Source organism: Limosilactobacillus sp. (assembly GCF_051873075.1).
Lineage (GTDB): Bacteria > Bacillota > Bacilli > Lactobacillales > Lactobacillaceae > Limosilactobacillus.
The window spans coordinates 1-26,575 of record NZ_JBJEEM010000006.1 but is presented as its reverse complement, the minus strand read 5'-3'; the positions used below and the strand labels follow the sequence as shown (position 1 = coordinate 26,575).

26 protein-coding genes are annotated in these 26,575 nt (G+C 52.6%); 17 read left to right on the top strand and 9 right to left on the bottom strand.

From position 1 onward, the window contains the following. Nucleotides 1-56: 56 nt before the first annotated feature. Nucleotides 57-953 (top strand): linear amide C-N hydrolase, encoded by an 897-nt coding sequence (locus tag ACI31J_RS01150; RefSeq protein ID WP_439772638.1) that lies wholly within the window; start codon nucleotides 57-59, stop codon nucleotides 951-953. A gap of 74 nt (nucleotides 954-1,027) precedes the next feature. Here the strand turns inward: ACI31J_RS01150 and yidA are convergent, their stop codons facing one another. The 3 genes from yidA to ACI31J_RS01135 are packed head-to-tail and all read right to left on the bottom strand — an operon-like array spanning nucleotide 1,028 to nucleotide 4,058. Then, on the bottom strand, nucleotides 1,028-1,855 hold the full coding sequence (yidA, locus tag ACI31J_RS01145; RefSeq protein ID WP_439772637.1) for a sugar-phosphatase: 828 nt from the start codon (nucleotides 1,853-1,855) through the stop codon (nucleotides 1,028-1,030). After that, nucleotides 1,855-3,231 (bottom strand): HD domain-containing protein, encoded by a 1,377-nt coding sequence (locus tag ACI31J_RS01140; protein ID WP_439772636.1) that lies wholly within the window; start codon nucleotides 3,229-3,231, stop codon nucleotides 1,855-1,857. Before ACI31J_RS01140 ends, yidA begins: the two co-directional genes overlap by 1 nt. Before the next feature lie 5 nt (nucleotides 3,232-3,236). Further along, nucleotides 3,237-4,058: a lipoate--protein ligase family protein gene (locus ACI31J_RS01135; RefSeq protein WP_439772635.1), complete on the bottom strand. Its 822-nt coding sequence runs from the start codon at nucleotides 4,056-4,058 to the stop codon at nucleotides 3,237-3,239. Between the two features lie 119 nt (nucleotides 4,059-4,177). Between ACI31J_RS01135 and ACI31J_RS01130 the strand changes: the two genes are divergently transcribed. The 8 genes from ACI31J_RS01130 to ACI31J_RS01095 all read left to right on the top strand — a co-directional run bounded on the left by ACI31J_RS01130 (nucleotide 4,178) and on the right by ACI31J_RS01095 (nucleotide 11,948). Beyond that, complete coding sequence (locus ACI31J_RS01130; RefSeq protein WP_439772634.1) at nucleotides 4,178-4,570, top strand: DUF1934 domain-containing protein; 393 nt, start codon at nucleotides 4,178-4,180, stop codon at nucleotides 4,568-4,570. 45 nt (nucleotides 4,571-4,615) lie between these two features. Next, nucleotides 4,616-5,170, top strand: a complete 555-nt coding sequence (rpoE, locus tag ACI31J_RS01125; RefSeq protein ID WP_439772633.1) for a DNA-directed RNA polymerase subunit delta — start codon at nucleotides 4,616-4,618, stop codon at nucleotides 5,168-5,170. A gap of 172 nt (nucleotides 5,171-5,342) precedes the next feature. Beyond that, nucleotides 5,343-6,953: a CTP synthase gene (locus ACI31J_RS01120; protein WP_439772632.1), complete on the top strand. Its 1,611-nt coding sequence runs from the start codon at nucleotides 5,343-5,345 to the stop codon at nucleotides 6,951-6,953. Between the two features lie 318 nt (nucleotides 6,954-7,271). Beyond that, nucleotides 7,272-8,552 carry a UDP-N-acetylglucosamine 1-carboxyvinyltransferase gene (locus tag ACI31J_RS01115; protein WP_439772631.1) on the top strand — a complete coding sequence of 427 codons (1,281 nt, stop codon included), beginning with the start codon at nucleotides 7,272-7,274 and terminating at the stop codon, nucleotides 8,550-8,552. 93 nt (nucleotides 8,553-8,645) lie between these two features. Further along, on the top strand, nucleotides 8,646-8,891 hold the full coding sequence (locus tag ACI31J_RS01110) for a type B 50S ribosomal protein L31 (protein ID WP_003714015.1): 246 nt from the start codon (nucleotides 8,646-8,648) through the stop codon (nucleotides 8,889-8,891). Between the two features lie 108 nt (nucleotides 8,892-8,999). Next, nucleotides 9,000-10,310: a PTS transporter subunit EIIC gene (locus ACI31J_RS01105; RefSeq protein WP_439772630.1), complete on the top strand. Its 1,311-nt coding sequence runs from the start codon at nucleotides 9,000-9,002 to the stop codon at nucleotides 10,308-10,310. After that, nucleotides 10,303-11,193, top strand: coding sequence for an alpha/beta hydrolase (locus ACI31J_RS01100; protein WP_439772629.1), 891 nt, complete (start codon nucleotides 10,303-10,305; stop codon nucleotides 11,191-11,193). The genes ACI31J_RS01105 and ACI31J_RS01100 overlap by 8 nt, the downstream gene beginning before the upstream one ends. Before the next feature lie 47 nt (nucleotides 11,194-11,240). Next, nucleotides 11,241-11,948 (top strand): class A sortase, encoded by a 708-nt coding sequence (locus ACI31J_RS01095; RefSeq protein WP_439772628.1) that lies wholly within the window; start codon nucleotides 11,241-11,243, stop codon nucleotides 11,946-11,948. 52 nt (nucleotides 11,949-12,000) lie between these two features. Here the strand turns inward: ACI31J_RS01095 and ACI31J_RS01090 are convergent, their stop codons facing one another. Next, nucleotides 12,001-12,468, bottom strand: a complete 468-nt coding sequence (locus ACI31J_RS01090; protein WP_439772627.1) for a low molecular weight protein-tyrosine-phosphatase — start codon at nucleotides 12,466-12,468, stop codon at nucleotides 12,001-12,003. Between the two features lie 132 nt (nucleotides 12,469-12,600). Between ACI31J_RS01090 and ACI31J_RS01085 the strand changes: the two genes are divergently transcribed. The 4 genes from ACI31J_RS01085 to ACI31J_RS01070 all read left to right on the top strand — a co-directional run bounded on the left by ACI31J_RS01085 (nucleotide 12,601) and on the right by ACI31J_RS01070 (nucleotide 17,194). Next, nucleotides 12,601-13,161, top strand: a complete 561-nt coding sequence (locus tag ACI31J_RS01085) for a LemA family protein (protein ID WP_439772626.1) — start codon at nucleotides 12,601-12,603, stop codon at nucleotides 13,159-13,161. 13 nt (nucleotides 13,162-13,174) lie between these two features. Then, on the top strand, nucleotides 13,175-14,071 hold the full coding sequence (htpX, locus tag ACI31J_RS01080) for a zinc metalloprotease HtpX (protein ID WP_439772625.1): 897 nt from the start codon (nucleotides 13,175-13,177) through the stop codon (nucleotides 14,069-14,071). 181 nt (nucleotides 14,072-14,252) lie between these two features. Next, nucleotides 14,253-15,641 (top strand): UDP-N-acetylmuramoyl-tripeptide--D-alanyl-D-alanine ligase, encoded by a 1,389-nt coding sequence (locus tag ACI31J_RS01075; RefSeq protein WP_439772624.1) that lies wholly within the window; start codon nucleotides 14,253-14,255, stop codon nucleotides 15,639-15,641. 62 nt (nucleotides 15,642-15,703) lie between these two features. After that, nucleotides 15,704-17,194, top strand: coding sequence for a DEAD/DEAH box helicase (locus ACI31J_RS01070; RefSeq protein ID WP_439772623.1), 1,491 nt, complete (start codon nucleotides 15,704-15,706; stop codon nucleotides 17,192-17,194). Between the two features lie 52 nt (nucleotides 17,195-17,246). Here ACI31J_RS01070 and dltD read toward each other — a convergent pair whose 3' ends face one another. Genes dltD through ACI31J_RS01045 form a run of 5 tightly spaced genes read right to left on the bottom strand, consistent with a single transcriptional unit; the run spans nucleotide 17,247 to nucleotide 21,705 of the window. After that, nucleotides 17,247-18,539 (bottom strand): D-alanyl-lipoteichoic acid biosynthesis protein DltD, encoded by a 1,293-nt coding sequence (gene dltD, locus ACI31J_RS01065; protein WP_439772622.1) that lies wholly within the window; start codon nucleotides 18,537-18,539, stop codon nucleotides 17,247-17,249. After that, complete coding sequence (gene dltC, locus ACI31J_RS01060) at nucleotides 18,532-18,771, bottom strand: D-alanine--poly(phosphoribitol) ligase subunit DltC (RefSeq protein ID WP_057806418.1); 240 nt, start codon at nucleotides 18,769-18,771, stop codon at nucleotides 18,532-18,534. The genes dltD and dltC overlap by 8 nt, the downstream gene beginning before the upstream one ends. Nucleotides 18,772-18,797: 26 nt before the next feature. Continuing rightward, the gene (gene dltB, locus ACI31J_RS01055; protein ID WP_439772621.1) at nucleotides 18,798-20,018 is read right to left on the bottom strand and encodes a D-alanyl-lipoteichoic acid biosynthesis protein DltB; all 1,221 of its coding nucleotides are present in this window, start codon (nucleotides 20,016-20,018) and stop codon (nucleotides 18,798-18,800) included. Next, nucleotides 20,018-21,550 carry a D-alanine--poly(phosphoribitol) ligase subunit DltA gene (dltA, locus tag ACI31J_RS01050; protein ID WP_439772620.1) on the bottom strand — a complete coding sequence of 511 codons (1,533 nt, stop codon included), beginning with the start codon at nucleotides 21,548-21,550 and terminating at the stop codon, nucleotides 20,018-20,020. Before dltA ends, dltB begins: the two co-directional genes overlap by 1 nt. A gap of 14 nt (nucleotides 21,551-21,564) precedes the next feature. After that, a complete protein-coding gene (locus ACI31J_RS01045; RefSeq protein ID WP_439772619.1) occupies nucleotides 21,565-21,705 on the bottom strand; it encodes a teichoic acid D-Ala incorporation-associated protein DltX in 141 nt (46 codons plus the stop codon). 266 nt (nucleotides 21,706-21,971) lie between these two features. On the opposite strand from ACI31J_RS01045, the gene acpS reads away from it, so the two are divergent. The 4 genes from acpS to codA all read left to right on the top strand — a co-directional run bounded on the left by acpS (nucleotide 21,972) and on the right by codA (nucleotide 26,257). Beyond that, on the top strand, nucleotides 21,972-22,337 hold the full coding sequence (gene acpS / locus ACI31J_RS01040; protein ID WP_439772618.1) for a holo-ACP synthase: 366 nt from the start codon (nucleotides 21,972-21,974) through the stop codon (nucleotides 22,335-22,337). After that, the gene (alr, locus tag ACI31J_RS01035) at nucleotides 22,334-23,455 is read left to right on the top strand and encodes an alanine racemase (protein WP_439772617.1); all 1,122 of its coding nucleotides are present in this window, start codon (nucleotides 22,334-22,336) and stop codon (nucleotides 23,453-23,455) included. Before acpS ends, alr begins: the two co-directional genes overlap by 4 nt. 235 nt (nucleotides 23,456-23,690) lie before the next feature. Continuing rightward, nucleotides 23,691-25,016, top strand: a complete 1,326-nt coding sequence (locus tag ACI31J_RS01030) for a cytosine permease (protein ID WP_439772684.1) — start codon at nucleotides 23,691-23,693, stop codon at nucleotides 25,014-25,016. 2 nt (nucleotides 25,017-25,018) lie between these two features. Then, nucleotides 25,019-26,257: a cytosine deaminase gene (gene codA / locus ACI31J_RS01025; RefSeq protein WP_439772616.1), complete on the top strand. Its 1,239-nt coding sequence runs from the start codon at nucleotides 25,019-25,021 to the stop codon at nucleotides 26,255-26,257. Nucleotides 26,258-26,575 lie beyond the last annotated feature (318 nt).

The following is a 26,575-nucleotide window of genomic DNA, read 5'->3' as shown; positions in this document are numbered from 1 at the left end:
AAGCAATGGGACCCGGTATCGTAAGGTACCGGGTCCTTTTTTAGGGGGGCAATGCGATGTGTACTGTGATGACAATTGACCAAGAACAGCTGTTAGGTCGGACGATGGACTTTCCTCCGCGCACGCCCTGGCACCTGACTTACCTGCCGCGGGGTTATAGTTGGCAACCGGCAAATACGACTACCACGTATCGCAACCAGCGGGCCTTACTCGGCGGAATGCGGGTGGTTGATGGCCACTATCTGGTCGGGGACGGGGTTAACGACACGGGAATGGCAGTCGCGGAGCTTTTCTTTCCGGTCGCAGCTGATTATCCAGTGGTGGTCCGGCCCGGCACCCACGCTCTGACACCCCAGGACTTCATCATGTGGGCCCTGGGCAGCCACGCCACGGTCAGCGAGCTTGCCGCCGATCTCGATCAGGTGACAGTGATTGAGGAGCGTTGGTATGACCACCAGCGTTATCCCTTTCACTGGCTGGTGATGGATGCGACTGGAACCTACGTGATTGAGCCACTGGGTGACCGGCTCCAGGTCCGGGCCAATCCCCTGGCCGTTTTCACCAACACCCCGTCATTGGATGAACAGTCCGCACGATTAGCTACCTACCTGGGGCAGCCCACGACAGCGAGTGTTGCCCAACTGATTACGGCTGCTTCAACGACGGCCAAACCGTTGCCGACCGGGGGCAATTCGGTGGAACGCTTCACTAAGGCGGCTATTTGCCGGTGGAAGCAGCCGCCGCAAGACCCCACCGCGCTGTGGGCCTTCCTGAGAAGCGTGACGGTGCCGAATACCCCGGCGCATGCCCATAACTATACCCACTACCAGGCCGTGATCGACCTTGCTAAGCAACGGTATGATTTTCACGATCTGCATTCGGGGACGGTGGTCAGCCATCACCTTCGGGAGTTGATGGCGGCCTTTCCAACCGCTCCCCAACGATTCGAATAATGTTAAACTAAAAAATCGGCGAGTACAGATTCTAGCTTCTGCACTCGTCGATTTCGTTTTAGGATGTGATCTTACTAGTCTTCACCAAAGACGTACTTATTAACCGCTTCGGCAACCCCGTCGTGATTGTTATCCGCAACGGTTACGTCAGCGATCTTCAAAGTTTCTGGAACCGAGTTGCCCATGGCCACCCCGATGCCGGCAAATTCGATCATTGAGTTGTCGTTTTGGGCGTTTCCTAGGGCCATTACTTCGTTCTGCTTGATTCCCAGCCGGTCGCTTAAAGTCTTTAGGGTCTTGCCTTTGCTGGCGCTTGGGTGCATGAATTCCAGGTAGAAGTCCTCGCTACGCACGATTGAAAAACGGTCGCGCAGGTCTTGCGGGAGGTTAGCTAATGCCGTGTCGATGACGTCCTTTTCATCGACCATCATGGCCTTGGCGATGATGTAATGGTCGCGTTGCCGAGACATTTCGTCCAGCGAGCGGTAACGGACTGGCATGCTAACCAGGCCCGACTCGTAAATGGTGTACTTGCTAAGGTTTTGGTTAGTGGTGTAAATGTAATCGCGGGTTTCGATCTGGGAGTGGACCTTTTGCTTTAAGCAGTAGTTTTCCCAGTCGGCGTAGTCATCAAAGGAGATGCTGTGATTGACGATGACGTTGCCACTGGTCGATTGGGCCAGACCGCCGTTGAAACTGATCACGTACTCGTCATCCTTGCCGGCTACCCCGAGTTCTTCAAGGTAGGCTTCTACCCCAGTCATGGGCCGTCCAGTGCAGAGAACGACCTTCACCCCGGCTGCGCTGGCCTTCTTGAGGGCGGCCACCGTCTGCGGGGTGATCTGCTGCTGGTCATTGATCAGGGTACCGTCGATATCGATTGCAACTAGTTTGATTGCCATTATTTTTCCTCCTTGGGGTTGATGATGTGATTGTTTTGAATATAACTTTGGAATTTCTCGTAGATTGGTTCAAAGACCTCGATGCTCTGCTGTCCTTGGAGCATTTCCTTGGGAAAGAAGAAGCGCTGGTCACCGGCTTCCCGGCCCGAGACGCTTGCAACCAGGGTGCTGACCTGGGACAGCTCGATGAACTCGCCGTTGGGCTGGACCAGCTCGATCTGGGTTTGCGGCTTGGAGGCCTTAGGGTTATAGGTGTCATAGGGAAGCTTGAAGCTGTCATTGACGGCCGTGTAGTAGCGTTCATCAAAGCCGGCCGTTCGGATGAGCTTGCGCAGGTTTGGCAGCAGGTCGGCCGTCTGCTGGTCGTAGATTGCCGACTTAAATGGCCGCCGGTTGAGAAAACGGTTGGCCAGGTCGTTTAAGATGTCGTCGCTAGAGTGAGTCCAGTGGTTGAAGTAGGTGGTTAAGACTCCGTCGTCAAGCGCTAAGTAGTCGTCGAGGGTGAAGTGCTTGTTGAAAAACGGCATCAGCATGTAGGGGGTGAAACTGGGCTCGAACTCATTGGGGTGTTCGTAGATGTGCTTGGCCCGCATCAGCAGGTGGTCTAAGATGACCTCCATTGAGCGGGAAACGGGGTGGAAGTAGACCTGCAAGTACATCTGCAACCGGCTGATGATGTAGTCCTCGACGGCATGCATTCCTGAGATTTCAAAGGCGATCCCGTTTTGGACCGGCCGCATGACGTGAAGGACGCGGTCGAGGTCGAACTTACCGTAGTTGGTCCCGGTGTAGTAGGAATCGCGCTGGAGGTAGTCCATTCGGTCTGCGTCGACCTGGCTGGAGATCATCTGCACGACCTGCTTATTCGGGTAGGTATGGTCGATCACGCTGGCCACCTGGTGAGGAAAGTCGGGGGAGACCCGTCGCAGAATTCGGTTAATGTTGGTCTCTGGATTGGTGATCAGCTGACGGGTGATCTGCTCGTGATCGGTGTGAAAGATGTGTTCAAAGGTGTGCGAGTAGGGTCCGTGACCGAGGTCGTGCAACAGGGCCGCGCAGAGGGCTACGGGCCGTTGCCGGTCATCCCAGAGACCGTCACCGGGCTGTTTACTGGGGTAGTTGCGTTGGAAATTATTGCACATTTGGCGGGTAATCTCATAGACCCCGAGGCAGTGACCAAAACGGGAATGCTCAGCGCCGTGAAAGGTGAACGAGGAGGTCCCCAGCTGCTTGACCCGTCGGAGCCGTTGGAATTCCGGGGTGTTGATCAGGTCCATGATGATCTGGTTATCGACGATAATCTGCCCGTGGATGGGGTCCCTGAAGACTTTCTCCCGGGGCAGCTTTTCTTCGTTGAAGCGTTCGAATTGTTCCACGTGGATCACCCCTTGTTCAGTCGTTCCTGTAGGCGATTCATAGCCGTTAGTTCATTGCTAGCCAGTTTGATGAACGAACCGGACCAGGTAAGCTGGTGGAAGTCATCTTGCCCGTGGTCGGCAAAGACGGCAAGCAGGCACTCTTTGGTCTGTTCGACGGTAAGCGGCTGGTGGAGCAGGTCCGCCAGTGTCGTCATTGCGGTCGGCCAGATATCAGGGAAGTGCCACTTGTTATCGACGTCCTGAAGGCCCCGAGTGTAGAAGTCGCGGATGAGCTCGCCACGGGATAATTGATCACCGCAGACGCTCAGGTAGAGCATCACGACGACCCCGGCCGCATTGCGCCGCTGGGAGATTCCGCCGATCTTCTGTTGGTTGACGCTTAGATCAAAACTGCCGGGACAGTAAGAATGGGTGATTTCACCGGTCTCGATGGTCAGCTCTGGAAAGGCCGCGGCGACGACTTCTTCCATTCGCTGGTACGCCTCATCGATCGTCAACTGGTGATCTTCTAAGTGCCAGGGGAAGAAGAGTGAGAAGTTAAGGACCCCACTGTCGCTGACGACGGCCAAGCCCCCAGAATTGCGCATGAAGTAATGCTGGTGACGATCGCGAAGAAATGCGAGGGCCTCTTCCAGGTGCGGGAGGCGCTGGTCTTTGAGCCCGAGGATGACCGAATCCTGGAGGGTCCAGAAGTGCAAAAGGGGTGCGGTCATGTGTTCGCTTGACCGCAAAAGTGCGTTGGTGTAGGCAAACGAGGCCAGGTTATTGGCTGGCAGTAGCGGCTGATTGAAGTATTCAACGTGTTGCTGAGTAAAATTTTGCATAGGCTTACTTCTTTTCTTTAATATTATGTACAGTCTATTATACTAAACATGATGGGTAAATATTAGTATTCAGGGAAGAAGGGATTGTTATTAAGAAAAAAGTACCAGTAAAGGTCAGCTTGAAGACGACCATGGAACAGGACGGTCAGCAGGAAACGTTTCAGTTTACAGAGACTGGTGAGTTTATCGTCTTAAACGACAAGTACTACCTGCGCTACCTGGAACACCAAAATGGCCAGGCTACCCCGGTTCAGTTCCGCCTCGATGACGGTGAGGTTCACATCCGCCGGCGGGGAACGACGGAAACCTGGCTAGTCTTCGATCAAGCGCAGCCGACCATCACCCGTTACCGGACGGAATACGGGATAATGCAGTTGCAGGTGGTGACAAGCCAACTGGATAAGAAATTGGCTCCAGAATCCGCCACGGGTCGTTTATCGCTGCACTACCGGCTTCGGGCAGGAGATCAAGAAATTGGAAGTTACCAAATTGAATTGCATTTTACGGCCTAATATTGTAAGATGTAGTTTAGACTTTTTGAAGGGATGTGCACCAATTTGGATTTAAAGGTTTTTGACGGCCAAGACAAATCAGAGCTTTCAATGATTGAAGTAGCACACGCTATTTTGGCTGATCACGGTGAGGCAATGGCGTTTGTTGACTTAACCAACGAGGTTCAGCAATACTTGGGTAAGAGTGATGAGGAAATTCGTGAACGGCTTGCCCAATTCTATACTGATTTGAATATTGACGGCAGTTTTATTTCCCTTGGTGACAATACCTGGGGTCTGCGGGCATGGTACCCATACGAGTCCATCGATGAAGCCACGGTTGGTGAAAACGAAGACGACGAGGACCGGCCAAAGAAGAAGCGTCGTAAGGTTAACGCCTTCTTGGCAGACTCTGACGATGACGATGATGTGATCGACTACGACAACGATGACCCTGAAGATGAGGATCTCGATGACACTGACGATGACAACACTGATGATGACGATTACGATGCTGACAACGATGACTACAGTGACGATGATGACGATCTGGACGATGGTATCGAAGGTCAGCTGTCCGAATTAAACGACGAAGAAGACGATGACGAGGACGACGAATAAAATCTGGCGATGAGTGCTTGACTATTTATCGCGGACCTTGTATTATCTTTCTTGGGCGCCTGTATTACAGGCCAATCGTTCGTAAATAGTAAAGCTCCCTGTTTCAATTGAAATAGGGAGCTTTTTTATTTATTGAGCCCACGTAAATATCTTAATTAAGGAGTAGAAAGCAATGACGAAATACATTTTTGTAACCGGTGGGGTTGTTTCATCACTAGGAAAAGGGATTGTTGCCGCATCCCTTGGTCGCCTACTGAAAAACCGGGGCTTGAAAGTGGCCATTCAGAAGTTTGACCCGTACATCAACGTTGACCCGGGGACGATGAGCCCGTACCAACACGGTGAAGTCTTTGTTACTGACGATGGAACGGAAACCGACCTGGACCTTGGTCACTACGAACGGTTCATCGACAATGATTTGAACAAGTATTCCAACGTCACCACGGGGAAGATCTACTCCGAAGTATTGAAGAAGGAACGGCGGGGGGACTACCTCGGCCGGACCGTTCAAGTGATCCCGCACATCACCAACGCCATCAAGGATAAGATCAAGCGGGCCGGCGAGAGCAAGGACGCCGAAGTGGTGATCACGGAAATCGGGGGGACCGTTGGGGATATCGAATCCCAACCATTCATGGAAGCCATCCGGCAGATGAAGGAAGAGGTCGGCGCCGATAACGTCTTATACATCCACACGACCCTGGTTCCTTACCTGCGGGCTGCCGGTGAGATGAAGACCAAGCCAACCCAACACAGTGTGCGTGAACTGCGCGGTCTTGGGATTCAGCCAAACATCCTGGTAGTGCGGACAGAGAAGCCGATCACGGAAGAAATGCGCAAGAAGATCGCCCTCTTCTGTGACGTTGATCCGAAGGCCGTAATCGAATCACTGGACGTTAACACCCTTTACGAGATTCCGTTGAACCTCCAAAAGCAGGGAATGGACCAATTGGTTGTCGACCACTTCGGCCTGGACGTCCCAGTTGCCGACATGCGGGAATGGACCAACATGGTCGACCACATTGAAAACGGTCTGACGAAGACGATTAAGATTGCCATGGTTGGTAAGTACACTGACCTGCAGGATGCTTACATTTCCGTCAACGAAGCGCTGCGGCACGCCGGCTACCCAGTCGATGCCAAGGTCAAGATCGACCACTTCAACGCTGAACACATCAATGAGGAGAACGTGGCTGATACCCTAAAGGATTACGATGGGATCCTGGTTCCTGGTGGTTTCGGTAACCGGGGTGTTGAAGGGATGATCACCGCGATCAAGTACGCTCGTGAAAATGATGTTCCGTACCTGGGAATCTGCCTGGGGATGCAGACCGCCTGCATCGAATTTGCCCGGGATGTCCTGGGTTACAAGGATGCCAACTCTACTGAGTTTGATCCAAATACTAAGCACAACATCATTGACCTGATGGCCGACCAGGAAGACGTTGAAGATATGGGTGGGACGCAACGGTTAGGTGCTTACCCATGCAAACTGAAGGCTGGCACGGTTGCTGCGGCGGCATATGACAATCAATCGATGATCAGTGAACGTCACCGTCACCGTTACGAATTCAACAATGCTTACCGTCAAGAGATGGAAGACCACGGTCTGGTTGTCTCCGGGATTAACCCCGATCGGAACCTGGTCGAAGTAGTTGAACTGCCTGACAAGAAGTTCTTCGTGGCTGCACAATACCACCCAGAATTCAAGTCACGGCCAAACCACCCAGAAGGCCTCTTCAAGGCATTCATCAAGGCGGCCGTTGACAACCACCAAGCATAATTAGACCGTTTTTAAAGATCTAAAAGCATCGATAAAATGAAACCGAGGGCTGGGGCCAATCATTGACTGACCACAGCCCTTGATCATTCCCCGGGAAATTATAATGGTTCTAAGCGAAAACGGTTGCGCATGAACCTGAACTAAAAATAAAGTAAAGTGGGCTTTTATTTTCTTTAAGATTATTTAGAAAAGGTTGTAATTTAGTGAACATTTCATTATTATTACAGTTGACTGTTTTATAATTAAAATAATCACTTACTAAACTAAATTAAAAACCTAAAAAATAAATTAACTATCTTTAAGCGAGGAAACACAGAAATGAAAAGAATGATCATTCAAGGAGGAAACCGACTTTCGGGTGAAGTCACCATCGGCGGTGCTAAGAACAGCACCGTTGCCTTAATCCCAGCAGCAATCTTAGCCGACACGCCAGTGCAATTTGATACCGTGCCGGATATCTTGGATGTTCACAATTTGATGATTATCTTAAAGTCGATGAATGTTAAGTCTAAGTTCAGTCACGGAGTCTTAGACATTGACCCAACCCAAATTGTGGAAGCTGAACTGCCAAGCAAGGCTATCAAGAGCTTGCGGGCATCTTACTACTTTATGGGGGCATTATTGGGCCGTTTTCACCGGGCAACCCTGACTTTCCCTGGCGGGGACAACATTGGACCACGGCCAATCGACCAGCACCTGAAAGCCTTCAAGGCGATGGGGGCTGAAGTTAGTGAAGAAGGTGGGACGGTCCACCTCGATGCCACCAAGAATGGCCTCCACGGTGCTCGGATCTTCATGGATATGGTATCCGTGGGAGCGACAATCAATGCCATTCTGGCTGCCGTTCGGGCTGATGGAACTACTATCATTGAGAATGCTGCCCGCGAACCGGAAATCATTGACCTGGCGACCTTCTTGAACAACATGGGGGCCAAGGTGCGGGGCGTTGGGACCGGCACGATTCGGATCACCGGTGTTAACACCCTCCAGTCGATGAATACCCACACGATTATCGCCGACCGAATCGAAACGGGGACCTACCTGTCATTAGCGGCCGCCCTTGGTGATGGGATCATGATCCATAACGTGATTCCCGAGCACCTGGAATCATTCACCAGCAAGATGATCGAGATGGGGGTTGACCTGCAGATCGACAGTGACAAGATCTACGTTCCAAAGGTCGGCCACCTTAAGGGTATCCACGTCAAGACCCTGCCATTCCCGGGCTTTGCCACCGACCTTCAGCAACCGTTGACGCCGTTGCTTTCACTGGCCGACGGGGACAGCACGATTGTGGATACCATTTACCCGAAGCGGGTTAAGCACATCCCAGAACTCCAAAAGATGGGGATGAACATCGAAGCCCACGATGGCACAATCATCGTTAAGCACACGGACCACCTGCACGGGGCCAATGTCGAGGCCGGTGAGATCCGTGCCGGAGCGGCCCTGACCATTGCGGGATTGATGGCTGATGGCACTACTGTGATCAACAATGCCGGCAACATCCTGCGGGGTTATGACCGGATCGTCTGGAAGCTGAACCGGCTGCACGCTAATGTGGCAATCGAGGACGATTCATCAGTAAAAATCGACTAAGCGGTTGCGTAGAAATTCAATCCGTGTTATTCTGTTAGGGTTGATTATCTATGTTTCAGGCAATGATTCATGGCAAAAGGAGCGTATTAAATTATGAAACAAGGAATTCATCCAGATTACCATCCAGTAGTATTCGAAGACTCATCTACTGGTTACAAGTTCATTTCTGGTTCTACTGCTACTTCTAAGGAAACGATCAAGTGGGAAGACGGCAACGAATACCCACTGATCCGGGTTGAAGTTACTTCAGACTCACACCCATTCTACACTGGTAAGCAAAAGTTTACCCAAGCCGATGGTGCGGTCGACAAGTTCAACAAGAAGTACGGTCTCAAGTAATCACCATATTACTTGCCAAAGCGTCCTGCAATTACGGGACGCTTTTTTGTTTTGCTGCAGTTAGCGGTATAATCGGTGAGAAGAATTTTCTCTAAAACGGGTGGTCAAATGCAGTCAAAAGTTGTTAACAGTCTTGTTCGTTTCAATCGCTGGTCGTTTATCCAGGCCGTTCGCCATACCCTGATGGCCCTGTTCCCGGTGACCCTGATTGGCTCGCTGGCCCGGCTGGTGGTCAAGAGCTTTCTGGATGCCAACGGTTTTTTCTACAATATCTTCGGGATTGGGGATTGGCTTCCGCTGAGCTGGCTGCGAACCTTCCAGTTCGTTTTTACCAGTGTTACCCAAATCTTTTTCAACTTACTGGCGGTTCTGGCCTGCTTCGTTTGCGCATACAACACGGCCCGCTTCTACCGACGAGATGCCCAGATGGCGGGGGTTACCGGGGTATTTGCCCTCCTGCTGGTTGCCTACCGGTATGGCCGCAATCCCCAGATGCCAATTAACTTCCACCTGGTCCTTTTGGGCGGGCGGAGCCTACTGATTGCCTTGGTGATCGGGTACGGGGTCGGTCAGCTTTACCGCTGGCGGGGCCCGGCACAACTGTCGGATAAGGTGATGACCTGGCAAGACATGCGTCACCAGGCGTTCGCTTCCCTGTGGCCGCTGACGATCACTACCATGCTGGCAATGCTGGTGTCGCTGGCAATCAACTCGGGCCGCTTTTATCACGTCTACGCGCGGACTTACTCGTCGTTGAGTGCGGCTATCAACCAGAACCCACAAAATGGCTGGACGAGCCTGTTGCTCTCGCTGGCGTTGGCGGTGATGGACTGGCTCGGCCTGGGGGTCCCAAGCAGTTACAAGGTTCCGCTGAACACCACCGCCTACGTTGCCAATCTCAACTATGCCCTGGCCCACGGTAGTGCCTGGCATGTGCCCTATAAGTACCTCAGCAGTACTCTCTATAACTCTTTTGCCAACTTTGGTGGGGACGGGCTAGTACTGGCCCTGCTCGTGGCAATTCTTCTGTTTCCCGGAAACACCAGTCTGCACCGGGTGGCCCGCTGGTCGGCATTGCCGACGGTCTTCAACTTTGACTATTGTGCACTGGTGGGACTACCGGTGATTTTGAACCCCGTCTTCCTGGTACCGTTCATGCTGCTGCCACTGGTCAACATTGCCATTGCGGCGGGGGTGACGGCCCTGGGCCTGATCCCGGCAACGCCGTACCCGGTCCTGCTGGGGACGCCGGGTCCGTTGATCGGTTTCTTGGCAACCAACGGGAACTGGGGCACCCTGGTCTTTGCGCTGCTGCTCTTGTTCCTGGATATTGTCCTGTACCTGCCGTTTGTCCGGTTGAATTTCCTGGTTGAGGACCAGCTGGCTACGGTTACGCTAGGTGGTGATCATGATGCGTAGACTGAGTAAACAGGTGACTAAGCATAGCCGCCGGGTCCTGCTGGCCCTGGTCGCCCTCATGGTGATTTTGGCCCTGCCAACCTACTTCTGGATGAAGGATGCCAATGCGTACTTGGCGGCCCAACACAACTCCCGGATGTCGCCGGTAATCATGATCCCGGGTAGTTCGGCGACGATGAACCGGTTCAACCAGCTGGTCGAATTGTTGAACAAGCAGACCAACAAGAAACACAGTCTGTTGCGGCTGGAGGTTGAAAATAACGGGAAGATCAAGTCGTCCGGTTGGATCAACCGGGGCGACCAGGAACCGATTATCGTGGTGGGCTTTGAGAATAACCATGATGGCTACCAGAACATCAAGAAGCAGGCGAAGATGTTCAACGCGGCGTTCGCGTTGCTGGACGAGAAGTACAACTTTAACAACTTTAAGGCCTTCGGGCATTCCAACGGGGGGCTGATCTGGACCCTGTGGTTGGAAAAGTATTACCATCAGTACGCCGAGCAGATTACCATTAAACGGTTGATGACCCTAGGGACGCCGTATAACTTTGCCGAAACGTCGATCTCGCAACCCACGCAGATGTTTAATGACTTGGTTCGTGGGCGTAAAAAGATTCCCAAGAACCTGGACGTCTATTCGGTCGCGGGAACGGAGAGCTACGATTCCGACGGCCTGGTTCCCGAACAGAGCGTGGAGGCCGGCAAGTACATTTACCAGAAGCAGGTCGATCATTACACCACTATGACGGTTACCGGGAGCAAGGCTCAGCACTCCAGCCTGCCGCAGAACAAGCAGATCGTTAACCTAATCAGCCATTACCTGCTGGATAGCACTCCGGATCCCAAGCCTGCCCCGGGTAACGCCGAGAATGGTGGCAACTAGATAACAGGGTGTATACTAAGGGACAGTAAACGTGAGGAGGAGAAAACTTGAAAGAAAAGCGCCGTTCACGAGGATGGCTCCGTTGGGTCGCCGTCATTGTGTTGCTCATCATCTCGGTGGGCCTGATTTTTAACCAACAGATCAAGGAACACCTGGTCGGCAGCTACCGGCCGACCATCACCAAGCAGTCGATCAAGCGGGACAAGCAGAAAAAGGCCACTTATGATTTTAGCAACGTTAAGGACCTGAACTTCCAGACAGTCGCCCGTGCCCGGGCCAAAAAGCAGCCGATCAACATCATCGGGGAGATTACTGTTCCCGACATCAACATGACGATCCCAATCGCCAACGGGGTCAGCAACACGACCCTGGCCCTGGCCGCTGGGACCATGCGTTCAGACATGCAGATGGGGCAGGGCAACTATGCCTTGGCCGGTCATAACATGGCCAACGGTAGCAAGATCCTGTTCTCACCGCTCTACTACCACGCCAAGGTTGGCCAGATGGTCTACATCACCGACCTTAACCGGGTCTACGAATACCGGATTTACCAGCGGAAGTTCATCGATGCCACGGACGTCCAGGTGGTCAATGATACGACTCAAAAGATCATTACCCTGATCACCTGTGATGCGACCGGGGCGCGCCGCCTCATGATCCGGGGACACTTCGTTAAGTCAGAACCGTTCAACCAAGCACCGCAAAAGGTCCAGAAAAACTTTAGTACCAAGTACACGACTGGCCGAGCATCATAATGAAAAGCCATCATCAATCTCCGTTCTTGGAGTACTTGATGATGGCTTTTCATTATGCGGTCAGTTGTTTCTTCATGATGGCAAGCCAGTACGGCAGGGCCGTGGCTAAACTCTGGTAAGTGTCTTCAAAGCGGTGGGTGTACCAGGGGTCGGCGATCGGCGTGTGTTCCTTGCCAGGAACCGGTTCGTTGGCCAGGTGAACCTTATTGACATCGTCTGCCGGAGCCATCCGGCGCAGGTCAGCAAAATTCATGTCATCCATGCAGATGATGTAGTCCGCTTGGTCGAAATCCCGTTTGGTGATTGGCCGGGAGATGAGTCCCGTTGTCGGCAGATTATGCTGGCGCATGATCTTTATGGCCCCGGGGTGTGGGCCGTTTCCTTCTTCGTAGTCGCTGGTTCCGGCAGAATCAACGTGGATCTGGTCGGTTAGGCCAGCGGAATCGACCAGCTGCCTAAACATTGCCTCGGCCATCGGTGATCGACAGATGTTGCCAAGGCAGACAAATAAAACGTTCATATGTCTACACCTCACTTTATCTATAACTATCATACCGGAATTTGTAAGTATTTGCTAAACAGGGAGCTCATTTATTCCCTTTGAATTAGTGATTTGGTAAAATAAGAGCAAATTGGCGAAGGAGAAATGAAAATGACATTAATTATCGTGATTGTGGTTATCGCGATTATCGTCGGAATCTACATTGCACTCTACAACAGTCTGGTCCAGCTCCGGGTCCACGCCCAGGAATCATGGAGTCAGATTGATGTCCAGCTGCAACGGCGAAACGACCTGATCCCTAACCTGGTATCCACCGTCAAGGGTTACAGCAAGTATGAAGCATCAACCCTGGAGAAGGTGACCCAGTTGCGGACGGCCCTGGCTAGTGTTCCTGATGATGACCGTGCCAAGAAGATGGAAGTTTCCAATGAATTGTCCGGAACCCTGAAGAGCCTCTTTGCGGTTTCTGAGAACTACCCGGACTTAAAGGCGAGTGCTGAGTACCAAAAGCTGATGGAGGAGCTGAGCAATACGGAAAATAAAATTTCCTACTCGCGGCAACTGTATAACTCCACCGTGGCGGCACTCGACGCCAAGATCCAGAGCTTCCCAAGCAATATCATCGCTAAGATCCATCACTTTACGGCGATGGAATACCTGCAGGTGCCTGACACGGCCAAGAGTGTTCCAAACGTTTCGTTTGATGATTAGGGTGTGATTACGGATGTTATACCAACAGATTGCCCGTAACAAGCGCAAGACCATCCTGGTAATGTTTGGCTTCTTCCTGCTGGTCGCGCTGATCGGGGCGGCGATCGGCTACCTTTTTTCGCGCTCCGCAGTGTCAGGAGTTATCATCGCCGGGGTGATTGCCATCATCTACATGTCCGTGATGATCGGTCAATCGACGGATGTAGTGATGAATATGAATAATGCTCGCGAGATTCATTCGGCTGACGAGGCCCCTGAACTTTGGCACGTAGTCGAGGACATGGCGATGGTGGCCCAGGTGCCGATGCCCCGGGTCTTCATTATCAACGACCCCAGCCCGAATGCCTTTGCGACTGGGAATGACCCGCAACATGCTGCGGTGGCGGCCACCACGGGCCTGCTTCAGATCATGAACAGAGAAGAGCTGGAGGGGGTAATGGGCCACGAGATGAGTCACGTGCGCAACTATGATATCCGCTTGCAAACGATCGCCTTGGCTTTGTCAGCGGCCATTTCGGCCCTGGTGAACTTTGCCGGGAACTTCTGGTGGCTTGGCGGCCGGGGAGACGACCGTGATGATGATAATCCCGGCGGGGTCTTTGCGATCTTCGGCTCCATCCTGCTGATCATTCTGGCACCGCTGGCAGCGACGATCGCTCAGCTGGCCCTGTCACGGAACCGAGAGTATCTGGCTGATGCCGGTTCGGTCGAGTTAACCAGGAATCCCCACGGTCTGATTTCGGCCCTGGAGAAGCTCAAAAGCGCCCAACCAATGCAGGCAGCCGATCCGAACAGTTCGGCTTTGTACATCAGCGATCCGGAACGCAATGCCAAGCACCGGCACTTTGCCCACCTGTTTGACACTCACCCGCCGTTGGACGACCGGATCAAACGACTAGAAGAAATGTGATTAAAGCTAAAAAAGCTTTTTGCAATTAGCGAAAGGGCCGGGGAAGAAACTGCTGTTTTTCCTCCGGCCCTGTTTCGTGTTTCAATTCGATAACACCTCCGGCTTTTGATCGCCTTTGTCGGGCGAGGGTGCTATAATTAATTAGCTAGACGAAAGTATCAAAAGAAGAGGTAGCTTTTTCATGAAAATGAAGTTAGCGGAAATTGCCAAGGCAATTAACGCGCAAAACAATATTGACCAATGGCAAGACGTTGAGCTGACCAGTGTGTCCTTTGACAGCCGTCACCTGGACCGTGGCGCACTCTTCGTCCCACTGCAGGGGGCTCAGGATGGTCACCGTTTCGTAGCCAGCGCCTTTGCCAATGGGGCTGGGGCATCGCTGTGGGCCAATGATCACGAGATTGTGGATCATGACCACCCGCTGCTGGTGGTTGACGATCCGTTGAAGGCCTTACAGCAGCTGAGTAAGTACTACCTGCACAAGATTAACCCGATGGTGGTAGCAGTTACGGGTAGTAATGGTAAGACGACCACTAAGGACATGATTGCGTCGATCCTGAGTACCCAACTGAACGTTACCAAGACCCATGCTAACTTCAACAACGAGATTGGTGTTCCGGTTACCCTGCTCAACATGGAGGCCAATACGGAGGCCGTTGTCGTGGAGATGGGGATGGACCGTTTCGGCCAGTTAGACTTTCTAAGCAAGCTGGCATCACCAGACATTGCAGTTATTACAATGATTGGTGAAGCTCACATCGAGTTCTTCGGTACCCGTGACCGGATCGCAGACGCCAAGATGGAAATCACCCATGGCCTGAAAGAAGATGGTGCCCTGGTTTACAACGGGGATGAGCCGTTGCTGAACGAGCGGGCCGCGCAGCTTGAACAACGGCTGGTTCGTTTCGGCCGGCACCTGGACGATGACCTCTATGCCACGAGTGTGGAGGAGCAGCCCCGTTCGCTGACCTTCACGGTGAATGAATGGCCAGACCGGCAGTTCACGATTCCGATGGTCGGCGAGTACAACGTCAACAACGCCCTGGCGGCTATGGCCGTTGGGCGTCTGCTCCACATTACACCAGACCACATCAAGCAGGCACTCGCCAACGTTGAGCTGACTGAGAACCGGGCAGAATGGGTTGCCGGTGAGAATGGCGAGCAGATCTTAAGCGACGTTTACAACTCCAACCCGACGGCCGCTAAGCAGGTGCTGAAGACGGTGGCGGAGATGCCAGCCAAGGGGCGGCGGATTGCCGTCCTGGGTGACATGCTGGAGCTCGGTGAGGCCTCAGCCCGGTTGCACGCCAGTTTGGCTGAGCGGATCGATCCGGCCAAGATTCAGGAGGTTTACTTGGTTGGTAAGCAGATGATGTCCCTGAAGGATCAGCTGCAAGCAGACGGCTATCCGGCTGCAGCCATTCATTACTACCAGGCCGACCAGTTGGACCAGCTGAGCGCGGACCTGCAGTCGACCCTGACGAGGGATGACCTGGTCTTGCTGAAGGCGAGTCATGGGATTCACCTTGAAAAAGTACTGGACGCAATTGAAAAAAAGCAGAATGATTAATGGTGCGCGGGGCTGTGACATTGGTTGCAGCCCCTTGCCCGTATTTTTTAGGAGGAAATTTTTTGAAATTTAGCGAATTAGGCTTATCAGAAAGCCTATTGAAGGCAATTAAGCGGAGCGGCTACGAAGAGGCCACCCCGATTCAGGAACAGACGATTCCGATGGTATTGGACGGCCAGGACGTGATCGGCCAGGCACAGACGGGGACCGGTAAGACGGCCGCGTTTGGGCTGCCAATCATCGAACACGTTGACACCAAGGACCCCGATATCCAGGCCCTGGTGATTTCCCCAACCCGGGAACTGGCCATCCAGACCCAGGAGGAACTCTACCGGCTCGGCAAGGATAAGCACGTCCGGGTTCAGGTTGTCTACGGTGGGGCGGATATCCGCCGGCAGATTAAGAGTCTGAAGCAGCACCCCCAGATCCTGGTGGGGACCCCAGGACGGCTTCGTGACCACCTGAACCGGCACACGGTTAAGCTGGCCAACATCAAGACGTTAGTGCTGGATGAGGCCGATGAGATGCTCAACATGGGCTTTCTCGATGACATTGAGGCGATCATCAAGCAGACCCCGCAGGACCGCCAGACGCTGCTCTTCTCGGCCACGATGCCACCAGAGATCAAGAAGATTGGTGTTCAGTTCATGACCGACCCGAAGATGGTCCGGATCAAGGCCAAGGAACTGACGACGGACCTGGTTGACCAGTATTATGTCCGGGCCCGTGATTACGAAAAGTTCGACATCATGACCCGGTTGATCGATGTCCAGGATCCGGAGCTGACGATCGTCTTTGGCCGGACCAAGCGGCGGGTCGACGAACTGTCTAAGGGACTGGTTGCCCGCGGTTACAACGCAGCTGGTATTCATGGAGACCTGAGCCAGGACCAGCGGACCAAGATCATGCGCCAGTTCAAGAATGGCCAGCTGGATATCCTGGTTGCGACAGACGTAGCGGCCCGGGGATTGGACATTTCCGGCGTGACCCACGTTTATAACTACGATATTCCATCCGACCCCGACAGCTATGTGCACCGGATTGGCCGGACGGGCCGGGCCGGTCATCATGGGATGTCACTGACCTTTGTGACTCCGAACGAGATGGACTACCTCCACGAGATCGAGAAGCTGACCCGGGTCCGGATGCTGCCGCTGAAGCCGCCGACCGCCGAGGAAGCCTTCCGCGGTCAGGTGGCCACGGCCTTTAACGACATCGACGAATTAATCGCCCAGGACACCACCGACCGTTACAAGGATGCGGCGGCCAAACTCCTGGAAACTCACGATGCGACCGACCTGGTGGCCGCCCTGCTCAACAACATGACCAAGGAAGCGGCCAGCGACGTTCCGGTCAAGATCACGCCAGAACGGCCGCTGCCACGGCGCAACCGGCATAATCACTCCCGGAATAACAACAACGGTCACTACCGGCGTCATCGCGATGGTCATGGGCGTCGGAACGGCTACCGTTCCCACCGGCGCAATGACCATCATGGCAACAGTCATTCCAGCCGTCATTCATTCAATATCCGGCACCGGAAAGAAGACTAGCAAACCAAAAATGCGAACCATGAGGAAGAATCCTCAGGTTCGCATTTTTTATTTAACGTAATTCTTGATTTTTGAATTCCTGCAGGTTATGTGCGGTCGGGTTTAAGTTAGCCCACTGCTTGGTCAGGAACTCGTCATTTAGCCGGTAGTTTGGTTGCGGCTGCTTGGTAGAGATAAACTGATTGGTTGCCCGATCAAATTTAACCCAGCCGGCCCAACCGATATGGATGGTGTCTTCCATGAAGGCTGGTTTGCTGCCGTCATGAGAGAGGTCCAGAATGTGATTGAAGCCTTGTTCACGCAGTTGGAACTTAATCTTTTTCACGGAACGGTAGTACATGTCCATATCCAATCCGGTGTACTTTTCCCACTTAGCATTAACGGGTGGGATGACGAAGAGCACGTTTGAATTGGTGTTCTTGAACTCGTTGAGCACTACCTGAAGGTCGCCATATTCTGGTGAAGCCGTGTAGTTGAACTTCCGCTGTGAGCCAGCTAACTTGTCCAATTCTGGTTTAACCCGCTTAGTGTAGAAGGCGTTGCGGATGCCGAACTCATTGTTGTTTGAGTCCCGTTTACCAACCCGTTCCGCCTGACTGTACAGGCGATCGTAGTTGTACTTCTTCGGCAGGCGCTTGATGTTTGGCAGGATGTGTTTCTCGTAGTTCTGGTTGAGCTGCAATTCGGAGAAGATCGCATCCTCATGGGCCAGAATACCAATCCGGCTGTTGATAACAAAACGGTCCCAGGAGTTCAGCGATTGTCCGGCGGCAATTTTACGAGCACCGGCCCCCACCGTTCCGTCGCTACCGATCAGCTTGAGCAGCCGCTTGGCAACGTAACGATCGTATGGTGACCGCGGGTTAGCGTGTTGCAGCCAAGTCAAGTCCGCGTATGAACCGTTGTAGTACTTGAAGGCCGGAACTTGAACCCCCTGCTTGGTAAACCACTGCGGGGAGATGATGTAGACCGCCTTCTGATCCGTCATTTGGTTCTCCATTGAATTGATGTTGAAGAACTGAGGCAGTGACTGGGTACCACGGGAACCGAAGAGAAACGGAGTGTAGTTGTGGTAGCGCGCAGCCATGACGGACGGGTGATAACGGTCCATCCGGCGGAGCTCACTGGAGCCGAAAAAGGGAACAAAGTTGACCCGCTTATCGTTCAAGGCCTGCTTTTTCAGTGACTGGTTCTTGAAAACAATCGGACTCAAGGAGACCGCGGCCTGCTTCTCCGTGTGGAGCGAGTGGTTCTTCTTGATTGGCAAGGAGAAAAGCAATAGGACCAGGGCAAAAGCAAGAATTACCGGGCCGAAGACCGACCACAGCCGCTTGCCGTTATGCATTTTGCAACTCCTTTACCCGTTGTTCGATCTTTTCGATGGTGTTCCATTGGCTCCGGTCGAATTCAGAAACGGGAACCTGGATGTCAAAGGCGTCTTGCAGACCCAGCAGCAGGCTGACTGTTGCCATGGAGTCCAGGAGACCAGAAGTAAAGAGATCTTGACTTGCGTCGCTGAAGTCAGATGCGTCACGGCCAGTTGCGTCAGCTAAAATGTTAATAATTTGTTCTTGCATGATAAATCCTCCTAAATCTTACTCAGCTATTTGCTCAACAGGTAGGTGTTTAAGAAACCGCTGAAAATCAAAAATGTAACCATTACAAAGTTAAAGGTAATAAAGATGGCAACCCCAGTCGTCAACTTGTTGTGCGGCAGGTTCGGCAGGTGCTTGCGCTTGTACCGCAGCCACCAATCGTTAGTAACGAGGGCCAGGCCATGAATGATCCCGTATAGAATATAATACCAGGTAATCCCGTGCCAGAAGCCCATCAGGGTCATGTTCAGCATGTAAGCTGTGGATGACAGGGCGTTCCGGTTCTTAAACCACCGCTTCTTGGTGGCCAGGAAGACGAACCGCATGAAGATGTAGTCCCTAAACCAGAAGGACAGGCTGATGTGCCAACGGTTCCAGAATTCCTTGATGTTCTTGGACTTGAATGGCTGGTTGAAGTTCATCGGTGACTTGACACCCATGAAGTAACTGATTGCGACGGCAAAGAGCGAGTAACCGGCGAAGTCGAAGAAGAGATACAAACCGTAAGTGTACATTACCCCAACCATGCTCCACGAGATCATGTGGGGCTGGAGGAGGGCCATCCGCTCAACTTGGGGCAGGAGACGCTGTCCTAAGAAGTAACCGATGACGAACTTGTACAAAAAACCGAGGAACAAGTAGAAGATTCCCTTGTTGACCAGGGCCAGGTAGGCCTCGCGACTAGGTACCTTCTGGTAGTCCTTGGAGAAGCGGCGGTAGCGATCGATTGGCCCGGACGTCAGGGTTGGCATGAAGAGCATGAAACGGCTAAACTTCCACGCTGAAATGTCCTTGACCATTCCGTCACGAGTTTCGATGATGGTCCCGGCCGCCCGGAACGTCAGGTAACTGATCCCTAAGAAACCGAGCAGTGAGTTGTGGCCAACCATTGCCGGGGTCAGCTTAACGATGACCAGCGGAGCAATCGAGAGCGCCACCAGCAGGTAGAAGACTCCGCTGGCGTTGTTCTTTTGCCGATAATGGTGGTAGTACATCACCAGGCAGGTTTCCCAGATGACGTAAACGATCAGGGAGATTCCCTGCTGCCAGCTGCTGCCATCGAACATCAGAAAGATGAAGATGAAGCTGATCAGGGCCTCATACCAGCTGAATCTTTTACCAAAATACAGGCCGATGCCAAGGGGTAAGATGGCCAGGATCAGGTAGAAGAAGTACATCGGGGTCCCGTAGGCACTGAAGTTAGGTAAACTAGCAATCCAATTAATCATTACTTGTTAGCCTCACTAATCAGCTGCTTGACGGCAATCTTACCATTTGCCGACATTGGGAAGCTTTCCCGGTAGATGAACTGGGTCGGCATCATGTATGGCATGATCAGCCCGTCGAGGCTCTCCCGGATGGCCTTGGTCAACGCTGCCGGGTCATCAGGCTGCTCTTTTGGAATGACGTCGGCGATCAGATGGGTTACCTTGCCGTCCTTATTGTACTTCGGTACGGCAACCGCTTGCTTGATCAGCGGACTCTTCTCTAGGCTGGCCCGCACTTCGTCCAGTTCCACCCGGAAGCCGTGGAGCTTGATCTGGAAGTCCATCCGGCCCTTGTGGTGGAGCAGGCCATCGGCGTCGAGCACGCCGGCATCTCCGGTCCGGTAGGCCTTTTGACCGTTGAGGGTAAAGAAAGCCTTGGCCGTCTTCTCCGGGTTGTTCATGTAGCCCTGGGCAACACTGTCACCACTGATGATGATTTCACCCTGTTTGCCAGGTTCGGTGATCTCCTGGTCGCCGTTCCAGATGGAAAGCTTGGTCCCTGGCTTGGCGTAACCAACCGGCAATCGGTCGTTGTTTTCAACCGTCTCTGGGGTGATTTCGACGCCCGAGATTGCTACCGTGGCCTCGGTTGGGCCATAGGTGTTGAAGATCTTGGCGTGTGGGAAACGCTGCTGCAGGTTCTTGGCGGTCTTGACGGTCAGTTCCTCACCACAGAACAGGAAGAATTTCAATCCCGGCATTTGCTTCTCGTTGAAGGCCGGGCTGAGCATCAGCATGTCCGCAAATGATGGGGTACCGACGAAGACATTGAGGTCTAATTTCGGTAGAGCGGTGAAGAGCTTACCGAAGTTTTCTACCACGTCATGTGGGATGGCCTTGATAGTGCTGCCGCTTAGCAGAGCTGGCCACCAGTACATGTTGGATAGGTCAAACGAGTATGGGGGTTGTCCTAAGTAGTTGACGTTGGCTGGCAGCTTGAAGTCGTCACCGAGCATCCAGTCGATGAAGGTCCGCAGGTTGTCATGGCTAACTTCAACCCCTTTAGGCGAACCGGTTGTCCCGGATGTAAACAGGATGTAGGCCAGTTCGTCGCCGCTAACCATCTGATCGGCAGCGGGCGTGAAGTCTTGCGGATCCTTCAAGACCGTCATCAACTGATCCTTAGTGATGACGTCAGCGTCGGTGGTCACCTTGTCGCTTGGGAAGTCATCAATAGCGATGATCATACCAGGTTGCGCCGTGTCCAAGATCGATTGAATCCGGGGCAGGGCGGAGTCGGTTGAAACCGGGATGTAGGGGTGACCGGTCTTTAAAGCAGCCAAGAAGCTGACGAGCATCTCGACCTGGTGGTCACCAAAGACCAGGATCGGTGTCTGCTTGGCAAGGCTTTGCTTAGTCAGCCAGGCGGCCAGAGTATTGACGGCGGCGGCCAGCTCACCGTAAGTGGTGGTTGTCCCCATCTCATCATAGGCGATGCGTGCGGCGTTTTGTTGTGCGCACTCATCGAACGATGTCACAATATTTTTGGTCATAATTTCCTCCATTATTAGAATTCATTATAGATAAATGGTTCTTGACCAGCACCATAATATCCGTATAGATAGACTAAAAGGAGAATCACGGCAAAGTAAAACACCGTCTTCAGCGTAAAACTCAAGGCGGGGTGTTCTTGGGTAAATTTTGTCACGTTCTAGTCCTCTCCTCTCGAAACGTGCCAGTAGCACTGGCGATAGCTTAGCACCATATCCTAGTGGGAAACATAAATCTTGCAATCTTTAATAAAATTTCAAGGTTTAGTCGGATATAATTCTAACTTTTACATTATAACCATTTTGCCGCTCAATAAAATAGTAAATAGCAATTGATTTACGCTTAGTGCACCAGAATGACTAATTGCAAGTTATGCTAAACTTAGCTATGATTATGATTTGGATATTATAAGGAGGAACGGGAATGATTGTAGGACTTGGCATTGACCTAACACCGCTGGACCGGGTCGAACAGCTCGCCAAACGCCATCCCCAGTTTGTCAGCCGGATCCTGACGCCGGGTGAGCAGGCCCAGTACCAAAAATTCAGCGCTCAACGGGCCGTGGAGTATCTGGCGGGCCGCTGGTCGTTAAAGGAGTCCTTCGGCAAGGCGATGGGGACCGGGATCGGCAAGGCGGTCGGTTTTCAGGATATTGAGATTGTCGACAACCAAGCGGGAGCGCCGGTAGTGACCCACTCCCCGTTTGCCGGCCGGGTTCATGCCTCGGTCAGTCATACTGCAACTCTGGTGATGACAGAAATAATTTTAGAAAGTGAGCATGAAAAATGATTAGTGGTCGTTTACGAAAAACAACGTATCAAGTTGACTTGGGGGCGCTGCGGCACAATATTCAGGCACAACGCTCCGTCCTGCCAACAGGGAGCCGGATCCTTGCGGTAGTCAAGGCCAACGCCTATGGGCATGGCCTGGTACCGGTCGCCCAGGCGGCACTGGCTGCTGGGGCCGCCGGGACTTGCGTGGCTATTTTAGATGAGGCCTTGGAATTGCGGGACAACGGGATCGATGCCTTAAGTTTAGTCTTAGGGATCACGCCGGTCGAGTATGCCAATGTGGCAGCGATGGCTGGGGTATCGTTGACGGTCGGTTCCCTGGACTGGCTGGAAAATTACCATCGTCTGGCCCAGGCTAACCACTGGACGAAGCCGTTGAAGGTTCACCTCGGAATCGATACGGGGATGGGGCGGATCGGCTTCACCGATATCGATCAATTCAAGCAGGCCGTGGACCTTTTAAAGAATCCAGAGTTTGAATTCGAGGGGATGTTCACCCACTTTGCGACGGCCGACAGCACCGATTCGACCTACTTTGAGAAGCAGGTGGCACGCTGGCAACGGTTTGTCGATAGCTTGGATGAGCTCCCGCCGTACGTCCACATGGCCAACTCGGCAACGGGAATGTGGCACCGGGAACACATCACGGCCAACACGGTCCGGATGGGGATCTCCATGTATGGCCACAATCCATCTGGCTGTGACATCAAGGAGAACCTGGGCCTGCAACCGGTCGGGACCTTTAAGACGGCCATCAGCTTTGTCAAGAAGCTCAAGGCCGGCGAGTCGGTTAGCTATGGGGCAACTTACACTGCCAAAGAAGACGAATGGCTGGCCACCCTCCCCGTTGGTTACGCTGATGGCTACCCCCGTTCACTGAGCGGCTTCAAGGTACTGGTGGATGGTCAGTTCTGCCCAATCGCCGGGCGGGTCTGCATGGACCAGCTGATGATCCGGCTACCGAAGTACTACCCAGTAGATACTCCGGTGACCCTGATGGGAAAGTCGGGCCAGCTCGAATTGACCCCGACCGACCTGGCAAAGCAGGTGGGTACGATCAACTACGAGATCCTGACTGGAATCAGCGACCGGGTTCACCGGGTGTACAAGAACTAAGCCTGGGGATTGACAACCTGGTCACATCCTTGTAGAATAATGGAAATTAATACGAGTCCTTTAATGTAGCCCCGTGAGACTGCGAAAGACGTTCGAACTAAATAGAACCGCGCACAGTGCGTGTACTTTTGTGAAGCCTTAGGGGACGTAGAGGACCCTAAGGCTTTTTTGCTTTCAAATCAAGGAGGAGAAAACTTTGGAAGAACAACAGCACGCACATATTTTCAGTGTTCCGATGAAGAGTCGAAAGACCACGCGGTGGGACATGTTTGCCACTTGGGTGGGGGCTAACGCTAACAACGGAACCTGGTTTGTCGGCGGGGTCCTGGCCGCGTGTGGCTTTGCCCTGGCGATGAAGGTCCTGGTATTGTCCTCGGCGCTTTCCTATGTTTTCTTGAGCCTGATCGGTTATATCGGTTATAAGACCGGAGTTTCGACGATGAGTATCAGCCGGGCCTCATTTGGTGAGCGGGGAAGCTACCTGCCGTCTTTGGTCAACATCACCCAGTTCATCGGCTGGACCGCGGCTAACACCTTCATCGCCGCCCAGTCCGTCAGCATCCTTTTCCATGACCTGCTCGGCTGGCCGGTATGGGGCAAGCACGGCGGCTACTTGGGACTGGTCGTCGGGATCCTGATCATGAGTGTCCTCCACATCATCAGTGTTTCCAGCGGTTCCCGGTCCGTCCAGATGATTGAACGATTGGGGATCATCCTTGTTTTGATCTTTGTGATCTGGGAATCTATTGCCGTCTTCAGGACCGTTTCTCTGAGCCAAATCGTTCACTGGCAGGTACCTGCTCATTCCAAGATGGCGACCGGTGCGGCCATTGATTATGTAGCGGCCTTCAACCTGGCTTGGGTCACTGCTGGGGCCGACTTCACCCGATTCACCGCTAAGCGCAATAACGCGATCTACACGCCATTCTTCGGGGCATTATTCGGGGTGGTTTGGTTTGCCTTTATTGGTTTGATCTCCACGATTAGTATCGCGATTTCAAGCGGGGTCTATGACGCTAACAACTCTGACCCATCAACAATTGCCAGCAAGTTAGGACTCGGGGTGGTCGCCCTCTTGGTTATCATCTTGACGTCGATGACGGCCAACGCGGTTAACCTGATGGCCGCCGGGTCCGCCCTGTCCAATATTTTCACTAAGCTGCGGTTGAAGTACTCCCTTTGGATCGTAGTCCTGCTGGCCACCATCGTTACCTTCATTCCGATGTTTGTCGGTAGTTTCCTGACGACCTTCGAATCTTTCCTGGACTATGTGGGGATGGTCCTGGGACCGACGATTGCCATCATTTGCACCGACTTCTACATCCGAGCACACCGGCAGTATGACGTCAGTGAATTAGGCAAGGTCAATGGAAAATATTGGTACCACGGTGGTATTAATTGGATGGCAATGATAACATTTGTTTTGGGAGTTGCCTTCTTTGTTGGCGTCCACCAGCTGCCACTGTTTGCCAATACGATTGGGGCCACCTTTGTTGATATGGTATTGAGTGGCTTGCTGTACTATGTATTGATGCTGTTTGCAGATCGAAAGGAAGCATAGCTATGCTGATTAAGAATGTTCATATTGATAATCATGAAGAAACGTCCGATGTTCGGATCGTCAATGGCAAGTTTAAGGAAATCGCTCCAGAACTGACGGCAGTTGACAATGAGCAAGTGATTGATGGCAAGGGCAACGTCCTTTTGCCACCATTCGTAGACTCACATGTTCACCTGGATGCAACGCTGACGGCGGGGCAGCCGGAATGGAACGAAAGTGGGACCCTTTTCGACGGGATTCGGATCTGGAGTGAGCGTAAGCAGGATCTGACCAAGGAAGACGTCAAGAAGCGGGCCCGCAAGACGATTGAGAACATGGTGGGCCATGGGATCCAGCACGTTCGGAGCCACGTCGACGTTACCGACCCACACCTGATCGCCGCCCAGGCCCTGCTGGAATTGCGGGAAGAATTAAAGGACCAGATTGACCTCCAGCTGGTGGCCTTCCCACAAGAGGGGATCTTGAGTTACCCGCACGGCCGTGAGCTGATGGAGCAAGCGGTCAAAGAAGGCCTGGACGTTGTCGGTGGGATTCCGCACTTTGAGTTCACCACCGAATACGGCTGGCAGTCGGTCCACTTCCTGATGGCTCTGGCCGACAAGTACGACCGGCTGGTGGATGTTCACTGTGATGAAATCGACGACCCTGCATCACGGAATCTTGAAGTATTGGCTACCGAAGCCTATGAGCGGGGAATGTGCGATCGGGTCACTGCCAGCCACACGACGGCGATGGGTTCCTACAACAATGCCTACACCTACAAGCTGTTCCGCCTGCTCAAGATGAGTGATATCAACTTTGTTTCCAACCCGTTGGTCAATGTACACCTTGGCGGCCGCTTTGACACCTACCCGAAGCGGCGGGGAGTAACCCGGATCAAGGAATTGACCAATGCCGGCATCAACGTTTCCTTCGGTGAAGATGATGTTCAGGATCCGTGGAACCCGCTGGGCAACGGTAATATGCTCGACGTGGTCACGATGGGGGTTTACATTGCTCATCTGATGGGGTATCACCAATTACAGGACGCCTTCAACTACGTTACCTATAATGGAGCCAAGACGATGCACATCAGCGACCAATACGGGATTGAGGTTGGCAAGCCTGCTAACTGCATCCTCTTAAACGCTGCGGATTTCTACAATGCCCTTAACAAGCACGTTGAGGTTCTCTACAACATCCGTCACGGAAAGATTCTGGCGGAAACTAAACCTGCCGAAACGAAGATTAACCTGAAGTAATTTAAACGAGAAAAAGGCTGCTAGCTGTCGAGTTGGCGGCCTTTTCTATTGCAATTTTTAAGAAAATCTGTAGTTATTTAACCTTTGATTTAATATCTTGAAAACGCTTCGTAATGCGACAAAACCATGATAATGTATCAATTGGTAGAAGAAGTGTTTTATCTAAGTGCAACACAGAATAGGTGTTCCTCCCTATAACCAAAGCTAATAGATAAAAACGAAATATGTTTTAACTGAATTACAGGAGGACAGATGGAATGCTATCAAAAAAGAACGTAAGATTAATGATGCAAAAGCAACAGCCACGCAAGCAACGCT